The 17,204-nt window shown below is 59.4% G+C and carries 15 protein-coding genes; 6 read left to right on the forward strand and 9 right to left on the reverse strand.

Annotation, left to right across the window (positions count from 1 at the left end; all coding sequences use genetic code 11):
• Positions 1 to 5: 5 nt before the first annotated feature.
• Both HKK53_RS07500 and HKK53_RS07505 read right to left on the reverse strand, forming a co-directional pair.
• Entirely contained in the window at positions 6 to 890 is an 885-nt protein-coding gene (locus HKK53_RS07500; RefSeq protein ID WP_169370265.1) for an SMP-30/gluconolactonase/LRE family protein, read from the reverse strand.
• A 1-nt stretch (position 891) separates the two neighbouring features.
• Positions 892 to 1,737, reverse strand: a complete 846-nt coding sequence (locus HKK53_RS07505; RefSeq protein WP_169370266.1) for an SDR family NAD(P)-dependent oxidoreductase — start codon at positions 1,735 to 1,737, stop codon at positions 892 to 894.
• A gap of 285 nt (positions 1,738 to 2,022) precedes the next feature.
• On the opposite strand from HKK53_RS07505, the gene HKK53_RS07510 reads away from it, so the two are divergent.
• The gene (locus HKK53_RS07510; RefSeq protein WP_169370267.1) at positions 2,023 to 2,961 is read left to right on the forward strand and encodes a LysR family transcriptional regulator; all 939 of its coding nucleotides are present in this window, start codon (positions 2,023 to 2,025) and stop codon (positions 2,959 to 2,961) included.
• Here HKK53_RS07510 and asnB read toward each other — a convergent pair.
• Genes asnB through HKK53_RS07545 form a run of 7 tightly spaced genes read right to left on the reverse strand, consistent with a single transcriptional unit; the run spans position 2,958 to position 10,917 of the window.
• Positions 2,958 to 4,793, reverse strand: coding sequence for an asparagine synthase (glutamine-hydrolyzing) (asnB, locus tag HKK53_RS07515; RefSeq protein ID WP_169370268.1), 1,836 nt, complete (start codon positions 4,791 to 4,793; stop codon positions 2,958 to 2,960). The two genes, HKK53_RS07510 and asnB, sit on opposite strands and share 4 nt — an antisense overlap.
• A 12-nt stretch (positions 4,794 to 4,805) precedes the next feature.
• Positions 4,806 to 6,188 (reverse strand): amidase family protein, encoded by a 1,383-nt coding sequence (locus HKK53_RS07520; protein WP_169370269.1) that lies wholly within the window; start codon positions 6,186 to 6,188, stop codon positions 4,806 to 4,808.
• Positions 6,185 to 7,168, reverse strand: a complete 984-nt coding sequence (locus HKK53_RS07525) for an acyl-CoA synthetase (protein WP_169370270.1) — start codon at positions 7,166 to 7,168, stop codon at positions 6,185 to 6,187. The genes HKK53_RS07520 and HKK53_RS07525 overlap by 4 nt, the downstream gene beginning before the upstream one ends.
• A gap of 1 nt (position 7,169) precedes the next feature.
• A complete protein-coding gene (locus HKK53_RS07530) occupies positions 7,170 to 7,454 on the reverse strand; it encodes an acyl carrier protein (RefSeq protein ID WP_169370271.1) in 285 nt (94 codons plus the stop codon).
• A gap of 4 nt (positions 7,455 to 7,458) precedes the next feature.
• On the reverse strand, positions 7,459 to 7,854 hold the full coding sequence (locus HKK53_RS07535; protein ID WP_169370272.1) for a hypothetical protein: 396 nt from the start codon (positions 7,852 to 7,854) through the stop codon (positions 7,459 to 7,461).
• 10 nt (positions 7,855 to 7,864) lie between these two features.
• Positions 7,865 to 9,604: a prenyltransferase/squalene oxidase repeat-containing protein gene (locus HKK53_RS07540; protein ID WP_169370273.1), complete on the reverse strand. Its 1,740-nt coding sequence runs from the start codon at positions 9,602 to 9,604 to the stop codon at positions 7,865 to 7,867.
• Complete coding sequence (locus HKK53_RS07545; RefSeq protein WP_169370274.1) at positions 9,601 to 10,917, reverse strand: phenylacetate--CoA ligase family protein; 1,317 nt, start codon at positions 10,915 to 10,917, stop codon at positions 9,601 to 9,603. Before HKK53_RS07545 ends, HKK53_RS07540 begins: the two co-directional genes overlap by 4 nt.
• Before the next feature lie 420 nt (positions 10,918 to 11,337).
• Between HKK53_RS07545 and HKK53_RS07550 the strand changes: the two genes are divergently transcribed.
• From HKK53_RS07550 to HKK53_RS07570, 5 genes are all read left to right on the forward strand, one after another.
• The gene (locus HKK53_RS07550; protein WP_169370275.1) at positions 11,338 to 12,723 is read left to right on the forward strand and encodes a 3-deoxy-7-phosphoheptulonate synthase; all 1,386 of its coding nucleotides are present in this window, start codon (positions 11,338 to 11,340) and stop codon (positions 12,721 to 12,723) included.
• 42 nt (positions 12,724 to 12,765) lie between these two features.
• Entirely contained in the window at positions 12,766 to 13,980 is a 1,215-nt protein-coding gene (locus HKK53_RS07555; protein WP_169370276.1) for an MFS transporter, read from the forward strand.
• Positions 13,981 to 14,124: 144 nt separating this feature from the next.
• A complete protein-coding gene (locus HKK53_RS07560; RefSeq protein WP_169370277.1) occupies positions 14,125 to 15,822 on the forward strand; it encodes an amidase in 1,698 nt (565 codons plus the stop codon).
• A gap of 142 nt (positions 15,823 to 15,964) precedes the next feature.
• Positions 15,965 to 16,165: a PLD nuclease N-terminal domain-containing protein gene (locus tag HKK53_RS07565; protein WP_123514905.1), complete on the forward strand. Its 201-nt coding sequence runs from the start codon at positions 15,965 to 15,967 to the stop codon at positions 16,163 to 16,165.
• 569 nt (positions 16,166 to 16,734) lie between these two features.
• Complete coding sequence (locus tag HKK53_RS07570; RefSeq protein WP_169370278.1) at positions 16,735 to 17,028, forward strand: fructose-bisphosphate aldolase; 294 nt, start codon at positions 16,735 to 16,737, stop codon at positions 17,026 to 17,028.
• Positions 17,029 to 17,204: the final 176 nt, after the last annotated feature.

Raw genomic sequence — 17,204 nt, forward strand, 5'->3', positions numbered from 1 at the left:
AGGCCTTAAAGCTCCTTGAACCGGTGCCGGGGAACGCCGGGGATCGGCAGTCGGATGCAGTAGATATTTCCGGATTCGGGGAAGTCCGCCTGTTCGGCAGGCGACATACCGAATTTGGCGCTGGTGATGAACAACGTGCGCATGTCCGCCCCGCCGAAGCAGCAACTGGTGGGACGCGGGACCGGCACCTCAAGGGTCTGGGTCAATTCGCCGTGGCGATCGTACCTGAGCAGGCAGCCGCCATTGAACTGGCATACCCAGATGCCCCCTTCCACGTCCATCGCCAACCCGTCCGGGCGACCGAGGTCCGGCGGTGTATGGGCAAACACCGACACCTGTTCCAGGTATTGGCCAGTGGCCGGATAGCGGGCGCGGTAAATAGTGCGCGCTACCGAATCGACAAAAAACAGTTCACTGCCGTCGATTGACCACACCAGGCCATTGGGCAGGCAGATATGGTCCAGCATCACCGAGGCGTTCAGCCCTGCGTCATATCGATACAGCTTGCCGGTATTTTTGCTGTGAGCTTCGTCCATCAATCCGGTGATGAAGCGTCCCTGAGGATCACAAGCACCATCGTTGAAACGAAAGGAGGAAAGCGTAATCGCCAGTTTCGAGTTTTGGCTCACCCGAAGGCTGACACGATTCAGAACGGCGACGCCGGCATTCTGGGTAAAAATCAGGTTACCGGCCTGGGTCAATGCCAACGCACCGATCCGTGATGGCGACTCGTAGAGCCGTGTAAGGTTGGCCTGTTCGTCCAGGACGTTGATCTGTCCTCCTGAAATGTCCACGAACAACAGCGCGTTGCAGGTTTCGTCCCAAACCGGGCTTTCGCCCAGATCAGACTGACACGATGAAAAAAGCCGCAGCTCTTCCTGAGCAGGCATATCAACACTCCTTGATGTGGTCCCACAATTGAGCAATTTGCTCGGCGCTGGATGCCTCGACCCGGGCCAGGTCGACGGGATAGTCGACGCCCTTGTTCTCGGCAAACCGTGTAGCAGTGAATTGGCCATTGCTGGCTCGCAGAATGTAGCCGGTGTCCTGACACAGTTGCGAAGCCAGGAAAATCACACCGGGCGCCACCCACTCAGGCTTCAGATTGTCCGGTTCCCCGGTCACGCCCCACATCCTGGTTTTGGCGACGGGCGATACGGCATTGACCAGGATGCCATCGGTTGCGCCTTCCATGCTCAGCGCGTTCATGATGCCCAGTTGTGCCATTTTGCCCGCCGCATAAGCCACCAGGCCCGGCTGAGCATATTGCTGGTACATCGCCCGATCCGAAGAGGTCAGGACCACACGCGCAACAGCAGATTGCCTGAGGTGTTTCCAGGCATGCTTGCACAGCCAGATGGGCGTATGGATATTGATATCCACCGCGCGCTCGATAAATGACAACTCGGCCTCTTCAATCGATTGATAACCGACCCAACCGGCGTTGTGGATCACGATATCGAGTTGCCCGAATGCCTCGATGGCCGTCTCGACCAATTGCCGACAACCTTGCTCGGAAGCCAGGTCGCCGTGGTGGCCGATAACGCTGTAACCCTCGGACTGAAGCGTCCGGGCGGCATCGAGGGCAATGGATGTGTCCGCACCATCGCCGATGTTGTCCGCACCGATATCACTGATCACGACATTGGCGCCCAGCCTGGCCAATTCCCGTGCATAGACGAAACCGAGGCCTCGACCAGCGCCCGTTACAATCGCCGTCTTTCCTGAAAAGTTCATCGTTTTCCCCTCTTGATTGCCAGTTCACCTTAACAATGAAAAGGAGGGTTGTTTAATACTAATGAGGGGCGAAGTTGATACCTGGCTCATATCAAATCAATGCCTGGATCAAGCTCGCAAAACCCCGTCCGTGAACTTAAGCCGGGGGGTTGTGTCTCGTATGCGGGCCTGCACGGTTTCTACCCGGGACGCTCATGACAGCATCTTGTGCTCACCGATGATCCCGGAGGGATGACGCCAGACCCATTTCGCAGCACTGATCAATTCAAATGAAGGAACGGAAGAATGATCGAAACCCGACTACTCAGGCAGTTCATTGCCGTGGCGGAAGAACTGCATTTTCACAAAGCCGCGATTCGCCTGCACATGGCCCAGCCTCCCCTGAGTCAGGCCATCAATCGCCTGGAAGACAAATTGGGTTTCAGCCTGTTCACGCGCAATAAGCGCGGGGTAAAACTGACACCCGCAGGCAGTGCCTTTCTGGAGGCGGCCTACAGCACACTCAAGGAGCTGGAGCTGGGGGTGGAACACGCTCGCCAGGTATCCGAAGGCATCGCCGGCAAACTCACGGTCACCGCGGTGTCCATCGCCTACTACGAGTCGCTGCTCAATACCCTCAGGCAGTTTCGCGAAACCTTTCCCAAGGTCCAGCTGATCATCAAGGAAATGCCATCCTCCAGCCAGGCCAAGGCGATTCTGTCCGGAGACGCCGATATCGCCTTCATGCGCAAACTGCCCATTTCGGCGGACAACATCGAATCGCGCTTGTTGCTCGACGAAGAAATCGTCATGGCGCTCCCCACCCATCATCCAAAAGCACAAGCCGGGCAAATCGACCTGCGGGATTTCGCCGGCGAAGACTTCGTGTTCACCCCCGAAGCCCTGGGCACCGGTTATCACAGCCAGCTCATTGCCTTATGCGAAGCCGCCGGTTTTTATCCGAAAGTGGTGCAGGAAGCTGCACAGATTCACACCCTGATCGGCCTGGTGGCCTGCGGGTTCGGCGTGGCGCTGGTACCCGAATCCATCGCCAACTCGATCATGCGCGACAAGGTTCTGTTTCGCAGAATTTTCCCGGTAACCGAGTCGCCCAACCCCGCCATCGGGTTGTACATGAGCTGGAATACCCACAACGAATCACCGCTGATGGATAGTTTTATTTCCATGCTCGACTTCAGCGCAGAGCCTCATGTCGAAGGCGCCCTGGCCGAACAGGTTCGCTAGAGCGCCAGGTTGTAGTCCTTGAGCCAGGCCCCCAGGGAGAGCGCCGTTTCCAGGTTATTGCGCTTGAGTTGGGAGTTGAAATAGCCCGCAGGGTGCTCAAGCTCACGGCGCAGGTGAGTGCGATCGATGATCTGGAACACCGCATTACCCGGCTCTTGCAGCAATGCCTGGGTTTGTCCACGTAAAAACTGCTCATAGGCCAGGTTTGCCGACGTCGGATAAGGACTCTTCTTGCGTTGCAGCACCGCGGCAGGCACCAGGTCTGCACAGGCTTGCTTGAGCAGCCACTTCTCGACGCCGTCCTTGCTTTTGATGTCCCATGGCACGTTATAGACGTACTCGACCAACTCATGATCGGTGTAAGGCACCCGCACCTCCAGGCCGGCGTACATGCTCAAGCGATCCTTGCGGTCGAGCAGGATCGGCATCCAGCGATGCACATGCATGTGGCAAACCTCCCGCATCTTGCGCTCATCGACGCTGTCGCCGCGCAGATGCTCGACACTGTCCACGGCCTGACCGTAACTGGCGCGCTGGTACTCGGTGAAATCGCAGAGTTTGTTGAAATCCGGATTGATCATCTCGCTGTGCAACAGTTGCATGCGCGACAACCATGGAAAACGCTGGGCTTGCAGGGCGTGAGGATCGCGGAACCAGGCGTAGCCACCGAACACCTCATCCGCCGCCTCGCCTGAAATGGCCACCGTGGAATGTTCACGTATCGCCTTGAACAGCAAATACAGGGACGTATCTACATCACCAAACGTCTGGGCCGAATCGTTGGACCTGAACACCGATTGCCGTGCGGCCTCGGCCACCAACTCCTGATTTTCAATCAAGATGGTCTGGTGATGGCTGCCAATGGCTTCGGCGGCCGCCAATGCAAACGGTTGATCGCGGTCGGGGCGAAAACTGTCACTGCGAAACTGTTCGGCCTGGCCGACAAAATCCACGGAGAACGAGTTGACCACACCGCCCTGCTCCGCTTGCAGTTTCTTCTGAGCCATGGCCGTCAAAATCGTTGAGTCGAGGCCACCTGACAGCAATGTACACACGGGCACGTCGGCATAGAGCTGTTCACCCAGCGCCTTTTCAAGCAGGGCTCGGGTCCTTTCGACGGTTTGCGCCAGGCTGTCGGTATGCTCCCGGCGCTCCAGCGACCAGTAGCGTTGCAGGACGGGACCCCGCCCGGCCGTCAGTTGCAAGCAATGGCCGGGAGTCAACTCGCGGATGCCCTGGAACGGCGTCTGCGTGGTGGCTTTGGACAATGACAACGCATCCACCAGGCCAACGACATCCAGCGCACGCTTGAACTGCGGATGGGCCAGGATTGCCTTCGGCTCCGAGGCGAACAGCAAGCCCGAGTCCAGAGGCGCATAAAACAGCGGCTTGACCCCCAGGCGATCGCGCATCAACAGCAAACGCGCACTGCGACCATCAAACACGGCGAAGGCAAACATGCCGTTGAGGTGCTCCACACACTGCTCTCCCCACTCCAGGTAGGCATGCAGCACCACCTCGGTATCGCTGCGGGTAATAAACCGGTGACCGGCACTGCGCAGGCGCTCACGCAACTCGACATAGTTGTAGACCTCACCGGTGTAGACCAGCACCACTTCGGCACCGCTGCCGGTGGTGTAGCTCATCGGTTGCGCCCCGCCACTCAAATCGATAATCGACAGACGCCGATGCCCGAGCAAGGCGTGCTGCCCCTGCCATACGCCTTCGGCATCCGGGCCTCGTCGGGCGAGGCTAGCGGTCATCTCTCGAACGATCGAGGCCTGACCTGTGAGTACTCTCGAAAAATCGACCCATCCAGCAATTCCACACATATCAGGTGATCCTTATTTAGCGGTTGAAGCAGCGGGCATCGGGCCACGCAGCGACTCGAGTCGTTTGGCCAGGTCGATCAATTGCAGCTCGCTGTCTCGTCGCCCCATGATCTGTAACGCCAGGGGCGCCTTGCCGTCGGCACTCAGGGTGATGGGCAAGGTAATAGCGGGCAGTCCACTGAAGCTGGCTAGCGGTGTAAAACCGATTTTCCGTGCGTAGTCGACATCGACGGGGGATGGAATGGTCGAGTCGCCAGGCTGGGGATTTTTCGTGTTGAAAGGACGATACGGGTCGATAGGAAAAATCACGAAATCCACCGACGCTTCGTCAAAACACGTTCCGATCCCGGCGCGTACCGATTGCATGCGTTCGGCGATTTGCGCGTATTCGGTGTCTGTGAGTTCGGCCCCGACCTCAAGGGCCGCGAGCGTCGACCAGTGCAACTCGGTATTGAATACACCTTCCCAGACCTGCGAAGCCACCCAGGCATCGCGAGCGCACAACTGCCAGGCGGCGCCGCGACAGGCCCAGAGTTCAGGCAACTGCACGGGCACCTGCTGCATGCCCAGGTCAGCCAGCAACGTTTTTGCCTGGCGCATCATGTCGAGCATCGGTGCGCTGGTCAGCCCTTCGTCGATATGCGTCAAAACCCCGATCCGGTAATCGCGCTTGGGCGGTAGCTGCTCGCCGAGTTGCTTGTCCAGGCCCAATCTTGGCAGCAGAAAATCCAGGTCATCGACGGTACGGGTGATCCACCCCAGCGCGTCCATGGAGGGCGACAACGGAAAAACCCCGTCCAGATTGTCCGGCTTGTGAGTCATCCGCAGCCCGACCATGCCGCAATGGGCTGCCGGCCAGCGGACCGACCCGAGCACATCCGTGCCCAGGGAGATATCGCAGATATGCGCCGCCACCGCGACCGCCGAACCGGTACTGGACCCCGACGGATCAATGGTCGGGTACAACGGGTTGCTGCAACCGGAGACAAACCCTATGTTGAGTTCCGTGGTGGCGACCTTGAACAGCGTTCGGACCTCAGGGTGCAATCCCCTCAATGCGCTGGCGGACGCTCGGGGATAGTGGCGATAGCTGCGCAGCCCCAGTCGCGTCGGCATGCCTTGAACGTCCACCGTATCCTTGACCCCCAGACGAAACACCGCGTCGTCGTCGGCCACGCTCGACACCAGACACCGGTATTGGCTGTCGGCCCAAGCCGCCCACTGGGCATAGTGCATGGCCCATTGTTCCTTCAACTGCGGCTGCTGTTCGAGCAACCTGTGGCGCTCTCGCATCGATAGCTTGAGAAAGTCCGGTAACGCGACAACCTGTTCCTGCGACGTCGTCTGCCCGGACAGGTAATGTTTGATGCTCTGTTCTGCAATGCGGGTGTTCATGGCATTCTTTTCCCTGTTTCCTGGATAGCCCAGGCCTGTGGCTTGCCGCTGGCGGACACTGGCAAATGCTCAACGCGTCGGACCTGCACGGGCCTGGGGAAATGGGTGCCCAGGAGGTTGATTGCCTGGAGGATGCTGGCCTCGTTGTGGCCAAGTGCACTGAACAGCACTTGATAGGACTCCCCGCGAAGTGCATCGCGCAGGGGTACGCAGACCAGGTTCTGGCAGTGCGTCGCAGCGATGAGCTCGGCCTGGATGACTCCAAGGTCCTGGCGCACGCCGTTGATCTTGATCAGTTGACTGGCCCTTCCCTGCCAATGAAAGTGCTCGCGGTCCAACGCAACGACCAGGTCATCACTTTGGTGCGTCAGCGCCGGCACTCGATGTCCGACGGCACGGGCAATACGCGGGCTGTGGATTTCCAGGCGTGACTCAATACCCGTCCTGTTGAGCAACGAAACGTCCTCGAACACCGTCCAGCCGATCGGCGCCTGCGTCTCTTCGACCACCGGGCGGTGAGCGATGGCGCCGGTCTCGGTCGAGCCAAGAATCTCGACAAAACCCACCTCTCGCCCGGCAAAGCGGGTGACCACTTCATGAGCGCCGCTGGGCAGCACCGATGCGCTGTGCAGCACCAACACCGGAACCTGCTCGACAAGGCGCTCAAGCAATGACGCCAAGACCTTCCAGGTGCTGGCGATGCACAGAATCACCGTCGGGCCAAGCACTTGCAGATCCGGCAACACCAGGTTTTCCAGCGAGCATTGCTGCAGCCTGGCGTGAGTGACTTCGGCGCCGACCTGTCCCAGGATCATTCCGTAACTGTGTTCAGGGGGGGCGAACGACAGGATGTCGGTGACCCCGGGCGCCCAGCGCCCCAGGACCAACGCAGCTTCCTGTTCCATCTGCTGGCGCGTACGCACCCACTGGCAAGGTGAGGAGGTCGAACCGGAGGTGCTGAAGACCTGTTCCCCACTCATTTCACACAGCCTGCAGCGTGGCGTTGTCTTCAAGCCGGCCTTTGACAAACTGCTCCATCTTTTCCAGCGTCTCGAACCAGTAACGAACGTCGTCACCGACGAAGTCGACCTCGATCCCGAAACGCTCTTCAATGGTGGTCACCACTTCGACGGCCATCAGGCTGTCGAATCGCTCTCCGATGAAATCCCGAAAGCTCTGGTCGGCACCAATGGTTCGTACCTCCGGTCCCAATAAAGCTTCTAGCGAAGCGCGGATATCTTCATTTACCGTATTTGAACTCGACATGTTATTAACCCTTTGTGGCAGCGTTATTCAGAAAGTCACCTGTCGAGTAGAAAACACTTTCTGGACATACGTCTTCGTACTGCAGGTAGAAAAATACATCGGCAAAGTGTTCAGCAAAAAAGTTGAACAATTGATGGGCAAAGTCCTTTCGAAAGAACTGATCCCGGCTGGCGGCAATCGATGCCCTGATAAAAAACACCCGACTCTTCCCCGAGTCAGCATGATTGACCGGCAGCGGCAGACCGGCACTAAAGACACTCTGCTCATCCAGCACACTAAAGATCACCATGCAGTGCGCCGGATCAAGGCCATGACCCTTGAGTTCCCGGGCAACTTTCAAGGCGATTCTTTTCTTCTCGCTTATTCCAAGAACACCGGAACTTATGTTGATCGTGGGCACGCTCAACCTCTCAAGACAAGTACAAATGGGGAAGTGAGTTCAGCCGTCCGTCCATGTGATGTCGGAGCAAACTGCCCAGGCATCCGGACAACGCATCTTCACCTTCTCGAAACATTGGCGACCACGCGTAACCGGCTGCGGTTGCCACCTTGTCCAGGAAGTACGTCAGGTGCGGGCCTTCCACTTCGAGGCCGAAAGCATTCATCGCGGCGATGGCTTCGTAGGTGCTCAGTAAGTCCGGGATGCGATTGCCGACGTTGGCAAACCCGCCCTGCTTGACCTTGTGCCGGGCCAGCAGGCCTTGCAACGCAATCACCTCGCCATGCCCCAGGAACTGAAGGCATTTAAGCGCCTGGATACTGGCTCGAAACGATGGGGTCGCCGCCGGAAAATTACTGAACATCGACGGTTGTTCCGACACGCTGCAACGGCGGACAAACCGCTCCAGTTGCCCGAGGTCGATGCCTTGCGCGTCCCCCAGCATTTGCGCAATCGACACCGCTGACGCCGTCGACACCATGTCCGAGCCGCGCCCTTCCCAGAACCCGAACCCGCCATCGGGATTCTGAATCCTGGCCAGCCAGGCAAGTATCTCGCGCCGGCGTTCCGGCGCCGCCCGAAAGGCTCCGGTCGCCAATGCCCAGGCCGTACAACGCACTTCGGCGCCACGCCCGGGCATGTACATGACGCCCGCCTCGTTGGGCATCTGACAGCCCTCGATCCAGCGAACGGCCGACTCTGCCGCCTCCGGTTCGAGGTGGCCGGCCAGCACCGTTGCCGCCGTCGTCAGCACGTCGGCCGCGGCGCTTTTTTCACGGTAGGTGTAGCCGCCAGTGTCGACATAAAGGTGCTGGATGAACCGGCTCACGTCATCCCCCAGGGCGCGGACATCCTGGTTCAATGCCTTGAGCGAACCAACGGCGCAAAACACCGCCCAGACATCCTCGCAGTCGTAACCTTCCCAACGCACAAAGGCACCGCCCGGGCCGCGCAGCGAATAGATCCAGTCCACGCAGTCGGAGGCCCCCAGTGGTCCGGCCCCCAGCGCGGCCAAGGTCGCCGTGGCGCGGTAAGTCGCCCACAGACAAGGACTGTCCGCCGCCTCGCTGAACCTGAAGCCAGCGCAGTCGAGCTGTTGAAGTTGCAACCACTTGACCAGACGCTCCATGTCCCACGTCGGCACCCAGGCGCCTTGCTGGCTGAGCGCCTTCCAGGCCATGACGCCATAAAAACAGGCGCGGACGTCGGCCTTGTCGCGACGGGCGAACTCGGGCGACCAGCTCAGGCCACCGTTCTCGCACTGCAAACCGCTGAGCCAGTCAAGTAACGCCGTAGGCTCTTTCACCTCGCGATGGCAGACATTGACCAGGGTTCGCACGGCGTAATGCGTCGCCCAGACATCAGCGCCCTGCCCCGCGCACATGCCGTAGGCGCGGCCATCCGACAGACTGTCCAGCCAGGCCTCGGTGGCCTCGGCGACAGGCTCCATGCCGCCCAGGTCGTTGAGGGTTTCGGTGCAATAAAACGTCGCCCAGGCATCCGAAGGCATGCCTTTGCTCCATGCGTAGCCGCCGTCGCGGTTGTACCGGGACTGGATGTAGCGGCGTATCTGCGGTTGGTCGGCGCTGTGCAATCGATCGACCCAGGCCAGGCTGCGAATGGCGGCATAGGTACACCACAAATCCGGTTGACCGCTGACCACGCCAAAACCGTCGGGAAAGTGCGGCCGCACCTGACTGGAAGAAGTCATTGCTGACCTCCCACGAAACGCAGGTTGGTCTTCTTCCAGCTCTTTTGTGAAGCGCCGCTCTTGTTGATGGCAGCCAGGTTATTGACGAACAGGATCTTGTCCCAATGCAGCTTGATCCGGTCCTGGGAGGATGAACGCAACGAGTCGGCGAGCATGGGCTCGGTGCTGTTGTCCCAGACCACGTCGCGCTCAAGGATCAGGTTGGCAGTGTCTGTCTGTCGGTCCACCTCAATCAGGTAACCGGTGGCGTTGCAGCTGCCGTAGACGATCTCCTCGATCTTGCGGATTTCCAGGTCTACGCCCGCCACCACCACCGCATCCGAATCCCGCCCATTGACCAGCATCGTGGGGCCCGGCAAACCTGGCGCACAGTGCGAAGTGATAGTCACGCTATCGCCCGTATCCAGACGCAACAAAGGCCGGGCGTACAGGTTCAGCGGGGTCACTACCAGCCGACCGGTAGCCCCTTCGCTCAGGGGTACCACCCGGCCATCGGCGGTCACCAGTTCGAAATAATTGGTGGCGGTGGTCAACCGCTGGACCTTGCCTTGGGTGACGGCCGCCAGGGTGCCGGTTTCAGTGCTGCCGTAGCTGGCGTCGTGGATGTCGCACCCCCACCACTGCCCAAGCTTTTGCCGGAACGGTCGGGTATTGACCTCACCCAGCAACATGATGGCGTTCACCGACCCGGCAATCCGGTCAAGCATCTGCCGCTGTTTGAGGTAACGGGTCAGTTGAACCAGCACGCCGGGCGCAATGAAAATCACCGTAGGCTGGTAAGTTTCGAACATCGTGCACAAGCGCTCCCAATCGGTAATCCCGGTGGTAAAGGGGTAGGCGCGCACGTGGGAAACATCGAGGTATTCGCAGACGTTGGCGATCAGGTCCCCTACAGGAACGACGTCCGAAGGCATGAGGTTGGCGACCCGTGACCCGGGCTTGATGATGTGACGCCAGTGGAACGCCACCGAAACGGAGTTCCAGATCACGTCTTCCTTGAGCCGCGGGCTGGGAGTGGGCTGGCCCGTGGTGCCGGTGGTGGCGTAATACTTGGCGGCCTGACCGTAATCGACCGTGCAGAACGCCTGGGGTGAAGCCTTGAGGCTCGCCTTTGGCGTCAGCGCAAGTGCCTGGAACCCGGCGAGGCTGTAGGCCCCCAGCGCTCGGTAAAATTCGCTGTGCCGCGCACGCGCCCAAACGGCTTCCAGTTTGCGCTCATAGAATGGCTCATCCGGGATCAAGTCTCCGTGATGCAGGATTTCACGTTCGGCCCCCTGCAAAATCCCATAGTAATGATCGTTGTGAACTAACATTAACTCGCCCTCTTTTAAAAACCTCAACGAGAATTGGCGAGTCGCCCACTAATGTAAAATACTTTTCCGGTCTTTTTGTAAGAGCCTGGAGATATCAGACCTATGGATAAATTAGTGTTGCGCTGTGACTTATTAAATATTTACGCCTGACGCGCGAATACACTTATGGATAACAATCTTCAACTAACCAACCCGTACACACTCGAACCACTGCCGCCCACCCTCATATCATTCTCGTTCAAAAGTATTAAACAGAGACTTTTATAATATTTCCCATCTTCTTTTCATCGTCGCATTATCACCACCGGCTAGAGAGTACTTATCGCAAAAAACATGTATAGCCACTATTGAGTCGGCGCTGGTCCACTTGTAATACACCGGCTGAATCCTCGACTGTTGAACTCGACAAGGAGACGCTGAATGCTGTCCACGCAGAAAAACCCGAACACACCCGTGTCGGACTGGACGCCTGAGTCGTGGCGCTCGCGACCCGCGCTTCATCAACCGACGTACGCGTGCTCACAGGAACACCGGCAAGCGTTGCACGTCCTTGCCCGCAGCCCTGCACTGGTTAGCGCCAACAAAGTCCTCCAGCTCAAGGCCTTGATTGCCCAGGCCCAGGACGGTAAGCGTTTCATCCTGCAGGGGGGCGATTGCGCCGAATCGTTCGCGCAATGTACCAGTGAGGCAGTGGCCAGCCAGCTCAAGGTACTGCAGCAGATGAGCCAAGTGCTGATGCACCGCTTGCAAATGCCGGTGGTGTGCATGGGCCGTCTCGCCGGCCAATACGCCAAACCGCGTTCCTGTGATACCGAAACCTTGGGTGCGGACAGCCTGCCGGTGTACCGCGGCGATATCGTCAATGACAGCGAATTCGAGCATGACGCACGCCGTGCCGACCCCGGGCGCCTGCTCAAGGCCCACGCTCACTCGGCGTCGACCCTGGGTTTTGTGCGTGCACTTTATGAAACCGGCATCGGTGAACTGCTGATGCCGAAGAACTGGGCCATGAAGTGGGCCGATCATCTGCCAGAGCGCGACACCTATCTGCACACAGTCCAGGGTGTGCACCACGCCTTGCACTTCATGAACACCCTGGCCGGCAGTGATACCGACAACTTCCTCCACCGGGACATCTTCACGTCCCATGAGGCGCTGTTGCTCGACTATGAACACGGCCTGACCCGGCAAGTGCCCGGGTTTGAAGGCTGGTTCGATCTGTCGACGCATTTCCCCTGGATCGGCAAGCGAACCGCGGACCTGGAGGGCGCTCATGTGGAGTTCTGTCGCGGCATCCGTAACCCGCTCGGGGTGAAAGTAGGCAGTGATCTTTCTGCCGATGAGTTAACGGCGTTGATCGAACGACTGAACCCCGACAATGAGCCGGGGCGCCTGACCTTGATTCATCGGCTTGGCGCCCGCGACCTGCGCGAAAAGCTGCCCGCCCTGCTTAACGCGGTCCGCCGGGCCGGCGCCAACGTGCTGTGGCTGTGCGATCCGATGCACGGCAATACCGAGACACTGGCCTGTGGCACCAAGACCCGGCGTTTCGAACTCATCATGGCGGAGATCGAGGCCGCATTCCTCGTCCACAGTGACCACGGCACACGGCTGGGCGGCCTGCATCTGGAGCTGACAGGCGACGATGTGAGCGAATGCCTGGGTGGCGCCCGTGACCTGCAACCAGAAGATCTTTCCCGACGCTATCTGAGCAAGGTCGATCCGCGACTCAACTATGAACAGGCCCTGGAACTGGCTTTACGGGTCGCTCACCTCGACACCCTCCAGCCAGGTACACGCCACTGAGACCCCCAACCCGCCCCTGATCCCCCACACAGCCGAGTCCCTATGCCTGCGGTCATTTATATTTTTGCGCTCTGCACCTTTACATTCGGCTTGTCCGAATTCGTGGTCGCCGGCCTCGTTTCAGCCATTTCAATGGACCTGCACCAGTCGATCTCCGACGTCGGCTCGGCCATTGCCGCCTATGCCCTGGGCGCTGCGATCGGTGCACCGGTCATTACCGCGTTGCTGGCTCGCTGGCGGGACAAAACCCTGTTACTGCTGACACTGGGTGTACTGGCGGCAGGTAGCGTGGTTATCAGCCTTGCACCGAATATTCTGACACTGCACGTCGTGCGCTTTCTGGTCGGCCTGGCCCATGGCGTGTTCATGGCCGTGGCCTCCAATGCCGCCGTCAAACTGGTGGACCCGATGCGCGCCGGACGTGCGTTGTCGCTGGTGTGGACCGGGCTGACGCTGTCCATCGCCCTCGGCGTGCCGATGGGGACGTTCTTCGGCAGCTTCTGGTCGTGGCGAGTGGTATTCCTGGCCATCGGCGTATTGGGCCTCATCAGCACAGCGGGCCTGGTACTGCTGATGCCAAAGCAACCGCCGCCGCCTCCGCTTGAAACCCCAAAGGCCATGCAAGGCCTCAAAGCGATCATGCACCGCCAACTGCTCATGGCCGCGACGATTGCGATGCTGGTGAGCGTGGCGACATTTTCGTTCTTCACGTTTATCTCACCGTTCTTGCTCGACATCACACAGCTCAGCGTGCAGACCTTAAGCCTGGCCATGCTGCTGTTTGGCGGCTGCTCCATTCTGGGTAATTTGCTGGGCGGTCACCTGGTGGACACCTTCGACACCGACCGATGCCTGCTTGGCGCGTTGATCGCCCTGGTGGTGAATTTGCTCGGGTTGTATCTGTGGGGCACTTCGCCATTGGTGACACTGACGCTGATCGGCCTTCTGGGGGTGATTTTCTTTGCCATCGTGACCATGTCGACCCTGCGCCTGCTACGCCTGGCCAACCAATATATTCCGCAATCCAGCGCCGTTGCCGCCGGCCTCAACATCGCCTCCTTCAACCTCGGCACCGCCCTGGGTGGGGTCAGCGGAGGGCTGGTGATCACCTACGCCGGGCTAGCCTACATACCGATTGCCGGTGCCCTGGCGGCCTTCACCGCCATGGGCGCACTCTGGTTGCAAATGAGCACGCGGCGCGTCCCGGCCTCCGCCTCCCCTGAACTCGATGACCTCGCCCGGAACGCTGCCGAATAATCGCTCGTACGGCACCGCGATCCGCTGCATCCCCTCCCGGCCTGGTGCTACATGGTGTTAAATAGCGCAGCTTTGCAAGTCCAGACGCTGTCACGTCATACAGCGCAACGAGCCCCCTATGAACACCCATTTTGAGAGAACAGCATGATCGAGGTCACCGAGGTTTCCATTGCCGAGCTGCGTGCGGCGCTCGAATCGGGCCAGACCACGGCGGTTGAGTTGGTCCAGGCCTATCTCGCCCGTATCGAGGCCTATGACGGCGACCTCAACGCCGTAGTCGTACGCAACCCCGAAGCGTTGAACGAAGCGCAGGCGTCCGATGCCCGCCGCGCCAAAGGCCAGACGCTGGGCCCGCTCGATGGCATTCCCTACACGGCCAAGGACAGTTATTTGGTGAAGGGCCTGACCGCCGCGTCTGGCAGTCCGGCCTTCGCCAATCTGGTTGCCCATCGCGATGCGTTCACCATCGAACGCCTGCGCGGCGCCGGGGCGATTTGCCTGGGCAAGACCAACATGCCGCCGATGGCCAATGGCGGCATGCAGCGCGGGGTTTATGGTCGGGCTGAGAGTCCGTACAACGCTGATTACCTCACCGCACCTTTCGCCTCGGGCTCTTCGAACGGCGCCGGTACGGCCACCGCTGCCAGTTTCGCGGCGTTCGGTTTGGCGGAAGAAACCTGGTCGAGCGGTCGCGGCCCAGCGTCGAACAATGGCCTGTGCGCCTACACGCCGTCGCGCGGGATCATCTCGGTGCGCGGCAACTGGCCGTTGACCCCAACGATGGACGTGGTCGTGCCGTTCGCCCGGACCATGGCTGACTTGCTTGAAGTGCTGGATGTGGTGGTCGCGGAAGACCCCGACACTCGCGGCGACCTGTGGCGGATGCAACCGTGGGTGCCGATTCCGAGCGTTGCTTCGGTGCGTCCTGCGTCCTATGCCGAGCTGGCTGCCAATCCCGAGGCACTTACCGGCAAACGTCTTGGCATTCCCCGGATGTACATCAACGCTGATCCCGAAGCCGGCACGTCGCAAGCGCCGGGGATTGGTGGCCCGACCGGGCAGCGAATCAACACTCGAGATTCGGTGATCGAGCTTTGGAAACAGGCGCGCCAGTCACTCGAAGCAGCGGGCGCTGAAGTGATCGAAGTTGATTTTCCGTTGGTGTCCAACTGCGAAGGCGATCGCCCCGGCGCGCCGACGGTGTTCAATCGCGGCATCGTGTCCAAAGAGTTTCTGCACCATGAATTGTGGGACCTGACGGCGTGGGCATTTGATGATTTCCTGCGGGCCAATGGCGATCCGAAATTGAATCGCCTGGCCGATGTGGATGGGCCGCTGATCTTCCCGCATGACCCGGGGACGTTGCCCAATCGCGAGGGCGACCTTGCGGCGGGCATGGATGAATATGTGCGGATGGCTGAGCGCGGGATTACACCGTGGGACCAGATCAGCACCGTGCCTGATGGCCTGCGGGGGCTTGAGCAGACTCGCCGACTCGACCTTGAACACTGGATGGATCGGCTTGGGCTGGATGCGGTGCTGTTCCCGACCGTTGCTGATGTCGGGCCGGCGGATGCGGATGTGAATCCTGCGTCGGCGGATATCGCGTGGAGCAATGGGGTTTGGGTGGCTAACGGCAACCTGGCGATTCGGCATTTGGGTGTGCCGACGGTGACTGTGCCGATGGGGGTGATGGCGGACATTGGCATGCCGGTTGGGCTGACGTTTGCCGGGCGTGCTTATGATGATTCGACGTTGCTGCGGTTGGCTGCGGCGTTTGAAGCAACGGGCAGCAAGCGGATGATTCCGCCGCGCACCCCGGCGCTGACTGCCAAGCAATAGACAAATAACCTGTGGCGAGGGAGCTTGCTTCCGAAGGGCTGCGAAGCGGCCCTCGTTCTCTTTGGAAATACCCCTCGCCACAAATTTAATGAACCCTGCCCGCCACCACCCGCCTAAAGAAATGACTTTCAGGAGGTGGCTAATGCAAATCGAATACGTCTGGATCGCACTCGCGGCAGTACTGGTGGTGATTGAATTGTGGGCAATCAACAAAGTGATCAAAAGCGGCAGCAAGGTCGACAACAAAGGCGTGTGGATCGTCGTCATCGTCTTTGTCCCATTGATCGGCCTCATCGCCTGGGCACTCGCCGGGCCGAAACACAGCACCCATAGCGCGCAATAACCGCCGCCCTCCAAAAAAGCCCCGAAGATTCGGGGCTTTATTATTTCTGTATGCCGCAACCCACGTAGGTGCTGCCGAAGGCTGCGATCTTTTGATCTTCACGTCCGAAAACCACGTAGGAAAACACCCTTTGTGGTGAGGGACCTTACCCCCGCCGAGCAGCGAAGCAACCGCACCCCCCTGCCTCCAATTTCCTCAGACATTTCCGAATGCCCGGTTCACAAGGGTTTCATCACCAAACGCAGCAAATCCCCTTCACCACGATGGCCGTAATGGCGTCCTACACCCCGGTTGCGAGCACCAAAGTGCGCACCTATATTCGACCCGTCACCAACAAAAAATTGGCGATAGGGTTTCGCAGCCCTACCGAATAGAATCAATCCTGCTCAGTCATGAGAAACCCAGGCGTGCTACGCCTGAGTCTCACTTTATGGCGACTGTGCGTGGGAGACCTACGGGTCTGCCGGGTTTGATTCTGCCTTGGTCTGCGAACCCACGCACAGTTGCCACCCATTTTGTTTCGCAGCAAAAGGGTGGCAGTTCATACACTCAATAAAGAATCGAAACTTATGACTACGAACAACCCGCCACGCCGCTTCACCCCAATGTCCCAATTCGCAACCGACTACCCCGTCCTCCTAATCGACAACGACGCCCCAATCCGCGAACTCCACAACTGCGTCAGCGAACGCCTCAACGCCGTCCTCAAATACCTCAACCTCATGGGCTGCACCACCCTCCCCGACTACGCCGAAAACGACATCAACACCGTCACCAACATCGCCTGGATCCTGATCCGGGATGTGCATGATGTGTTTCGGGTGATTGAGCAGCGTGGGTTTGATACGCCACCGAATCAGTAACCCGAACCGAGTCGCAGAAAAAACCGCATTTCTGCGGTTTTTTTACGTCGTCCTGAAGCTGGGCCAACAACCCACCCTGCCAATCCAGCCATGCAACCCGCGCCCCTTCCACCAATATCAACTTAATGGCACTCTGCCGCCTACTTGGCATATCTCTGCGGGATTCGTTTTGCTCG

It is taken from the genome of Pseudomonas sp. ADAK7 (assembly GCF_012935675.1).
Taxonomy (GTDB): Bacteria; Pseudomonadota; Gammaproteobacteria; order Pseudomonadales; family Pseudomonadaceae; genus Aquipseudomonas.

Excerpts from the sequence above, each read along its gene's own strand:
- HKK53_RS07500 (WP_169370265.1), bottom strand. The coding sequence starts at position 890 with ATGCCTGCTCAGGAAGAGCTGCGGCTTTTTTCATCGTGTCAGTCTGAT.
- HKK53_RS07505 (WP_169370266.1), bottom strand. The coding sequence starts at position 1,737 with ATGAACTTTTCAGGAAAGACGGCGATTGTAACGGGCGCTGGTCGAGGC.
- HKK53_RS07510 (WP_169370267.1), top strand. The coding sequence starts at position 2,023 with ATGATCGAAACCCGACTACTCAGGCAGTTCATTGCCGTGGCGGAAGAA.
- asnB (WP_169370268.1), bottom strand. The coding sequence starts at position 4,793 with ATGTGTGGAATTGCTGGATGGGTCGATTTTTCGAGAGTACTCACAGGT.
- HKK53_RS07520 (WP_169370269.1), bottom strand. The coding sequence starts at position 6,188 with ATGAACACCCGCATTGCAGAACAGAGCATCAAACATTACCTGTCCGGG.
- HKK53_RS07525 (WP_169370270.1), bottom strand. The coding sequence starts at position 7,168 with ATGAGTGGGGAACAGGTCTTCAGCACCTCCGGTTCGACCTCCTCACCT.
- HKK53_RS07530 (WP_169370271.1), bottom strand. The coding sequence starts at position 7,454 with ATGTCGAGTTCAAATACGGTAAATGAAGATATCCGCGCTTCGCTAGAA.
- HKK53_RS07540 (WP_169370273.1), bottom strand. The coding sequence starts at position 9,604 with ATGACTTCTTCCAGTCAGGTGCGGCCGCACTTTCCCGACGGTTTTGGC.
- HKK53_RS07545 (WP_169370274.1), bottom strand. The coding sequence starts at position 10,917 with ATGTTAGTTCACAACGATCATTACTATGGGATTTTGCAGGGGGCCGAA.
- HKK53_RS07550 (WP_169370275.1), top strand. The coding sequence starts at position 11,338 with ATGCTGTCCACGCAGAAAAACCCGAACACACCCGTGTCGGACTGGACG.
- HKK53_RS07555 (WP_169370276.1), top strand. The coding sequence starts at position 12,766 with ATGCCTGCGGTCATTTATATTTTTGCGCTCTGCACCTTTACATTCGGC.
- HKK53_RS07560 (WP_169370277.1), top strand. The coding sequence starts at position 14,125 with ATGATCGAGGTCACCGAGGTTTCCATTGCCGAGCTGCGTGCGGCGCTC.
- HKK53_RS07565 (WP_123514905.1), top strand. The coding sequence starts at position 15,965 with ATGCAAATCGAATACGTCTGGATCGCACTCGCGGCAGTACTGGTGGTG.
- HKK53_RS07570 (WP_169370278.1), top strand. The coding sequence starts at position 16,735 with ATGACTACGAACAACCCGCCACGCCGCTTCACCCCAATGTCCCAATTC.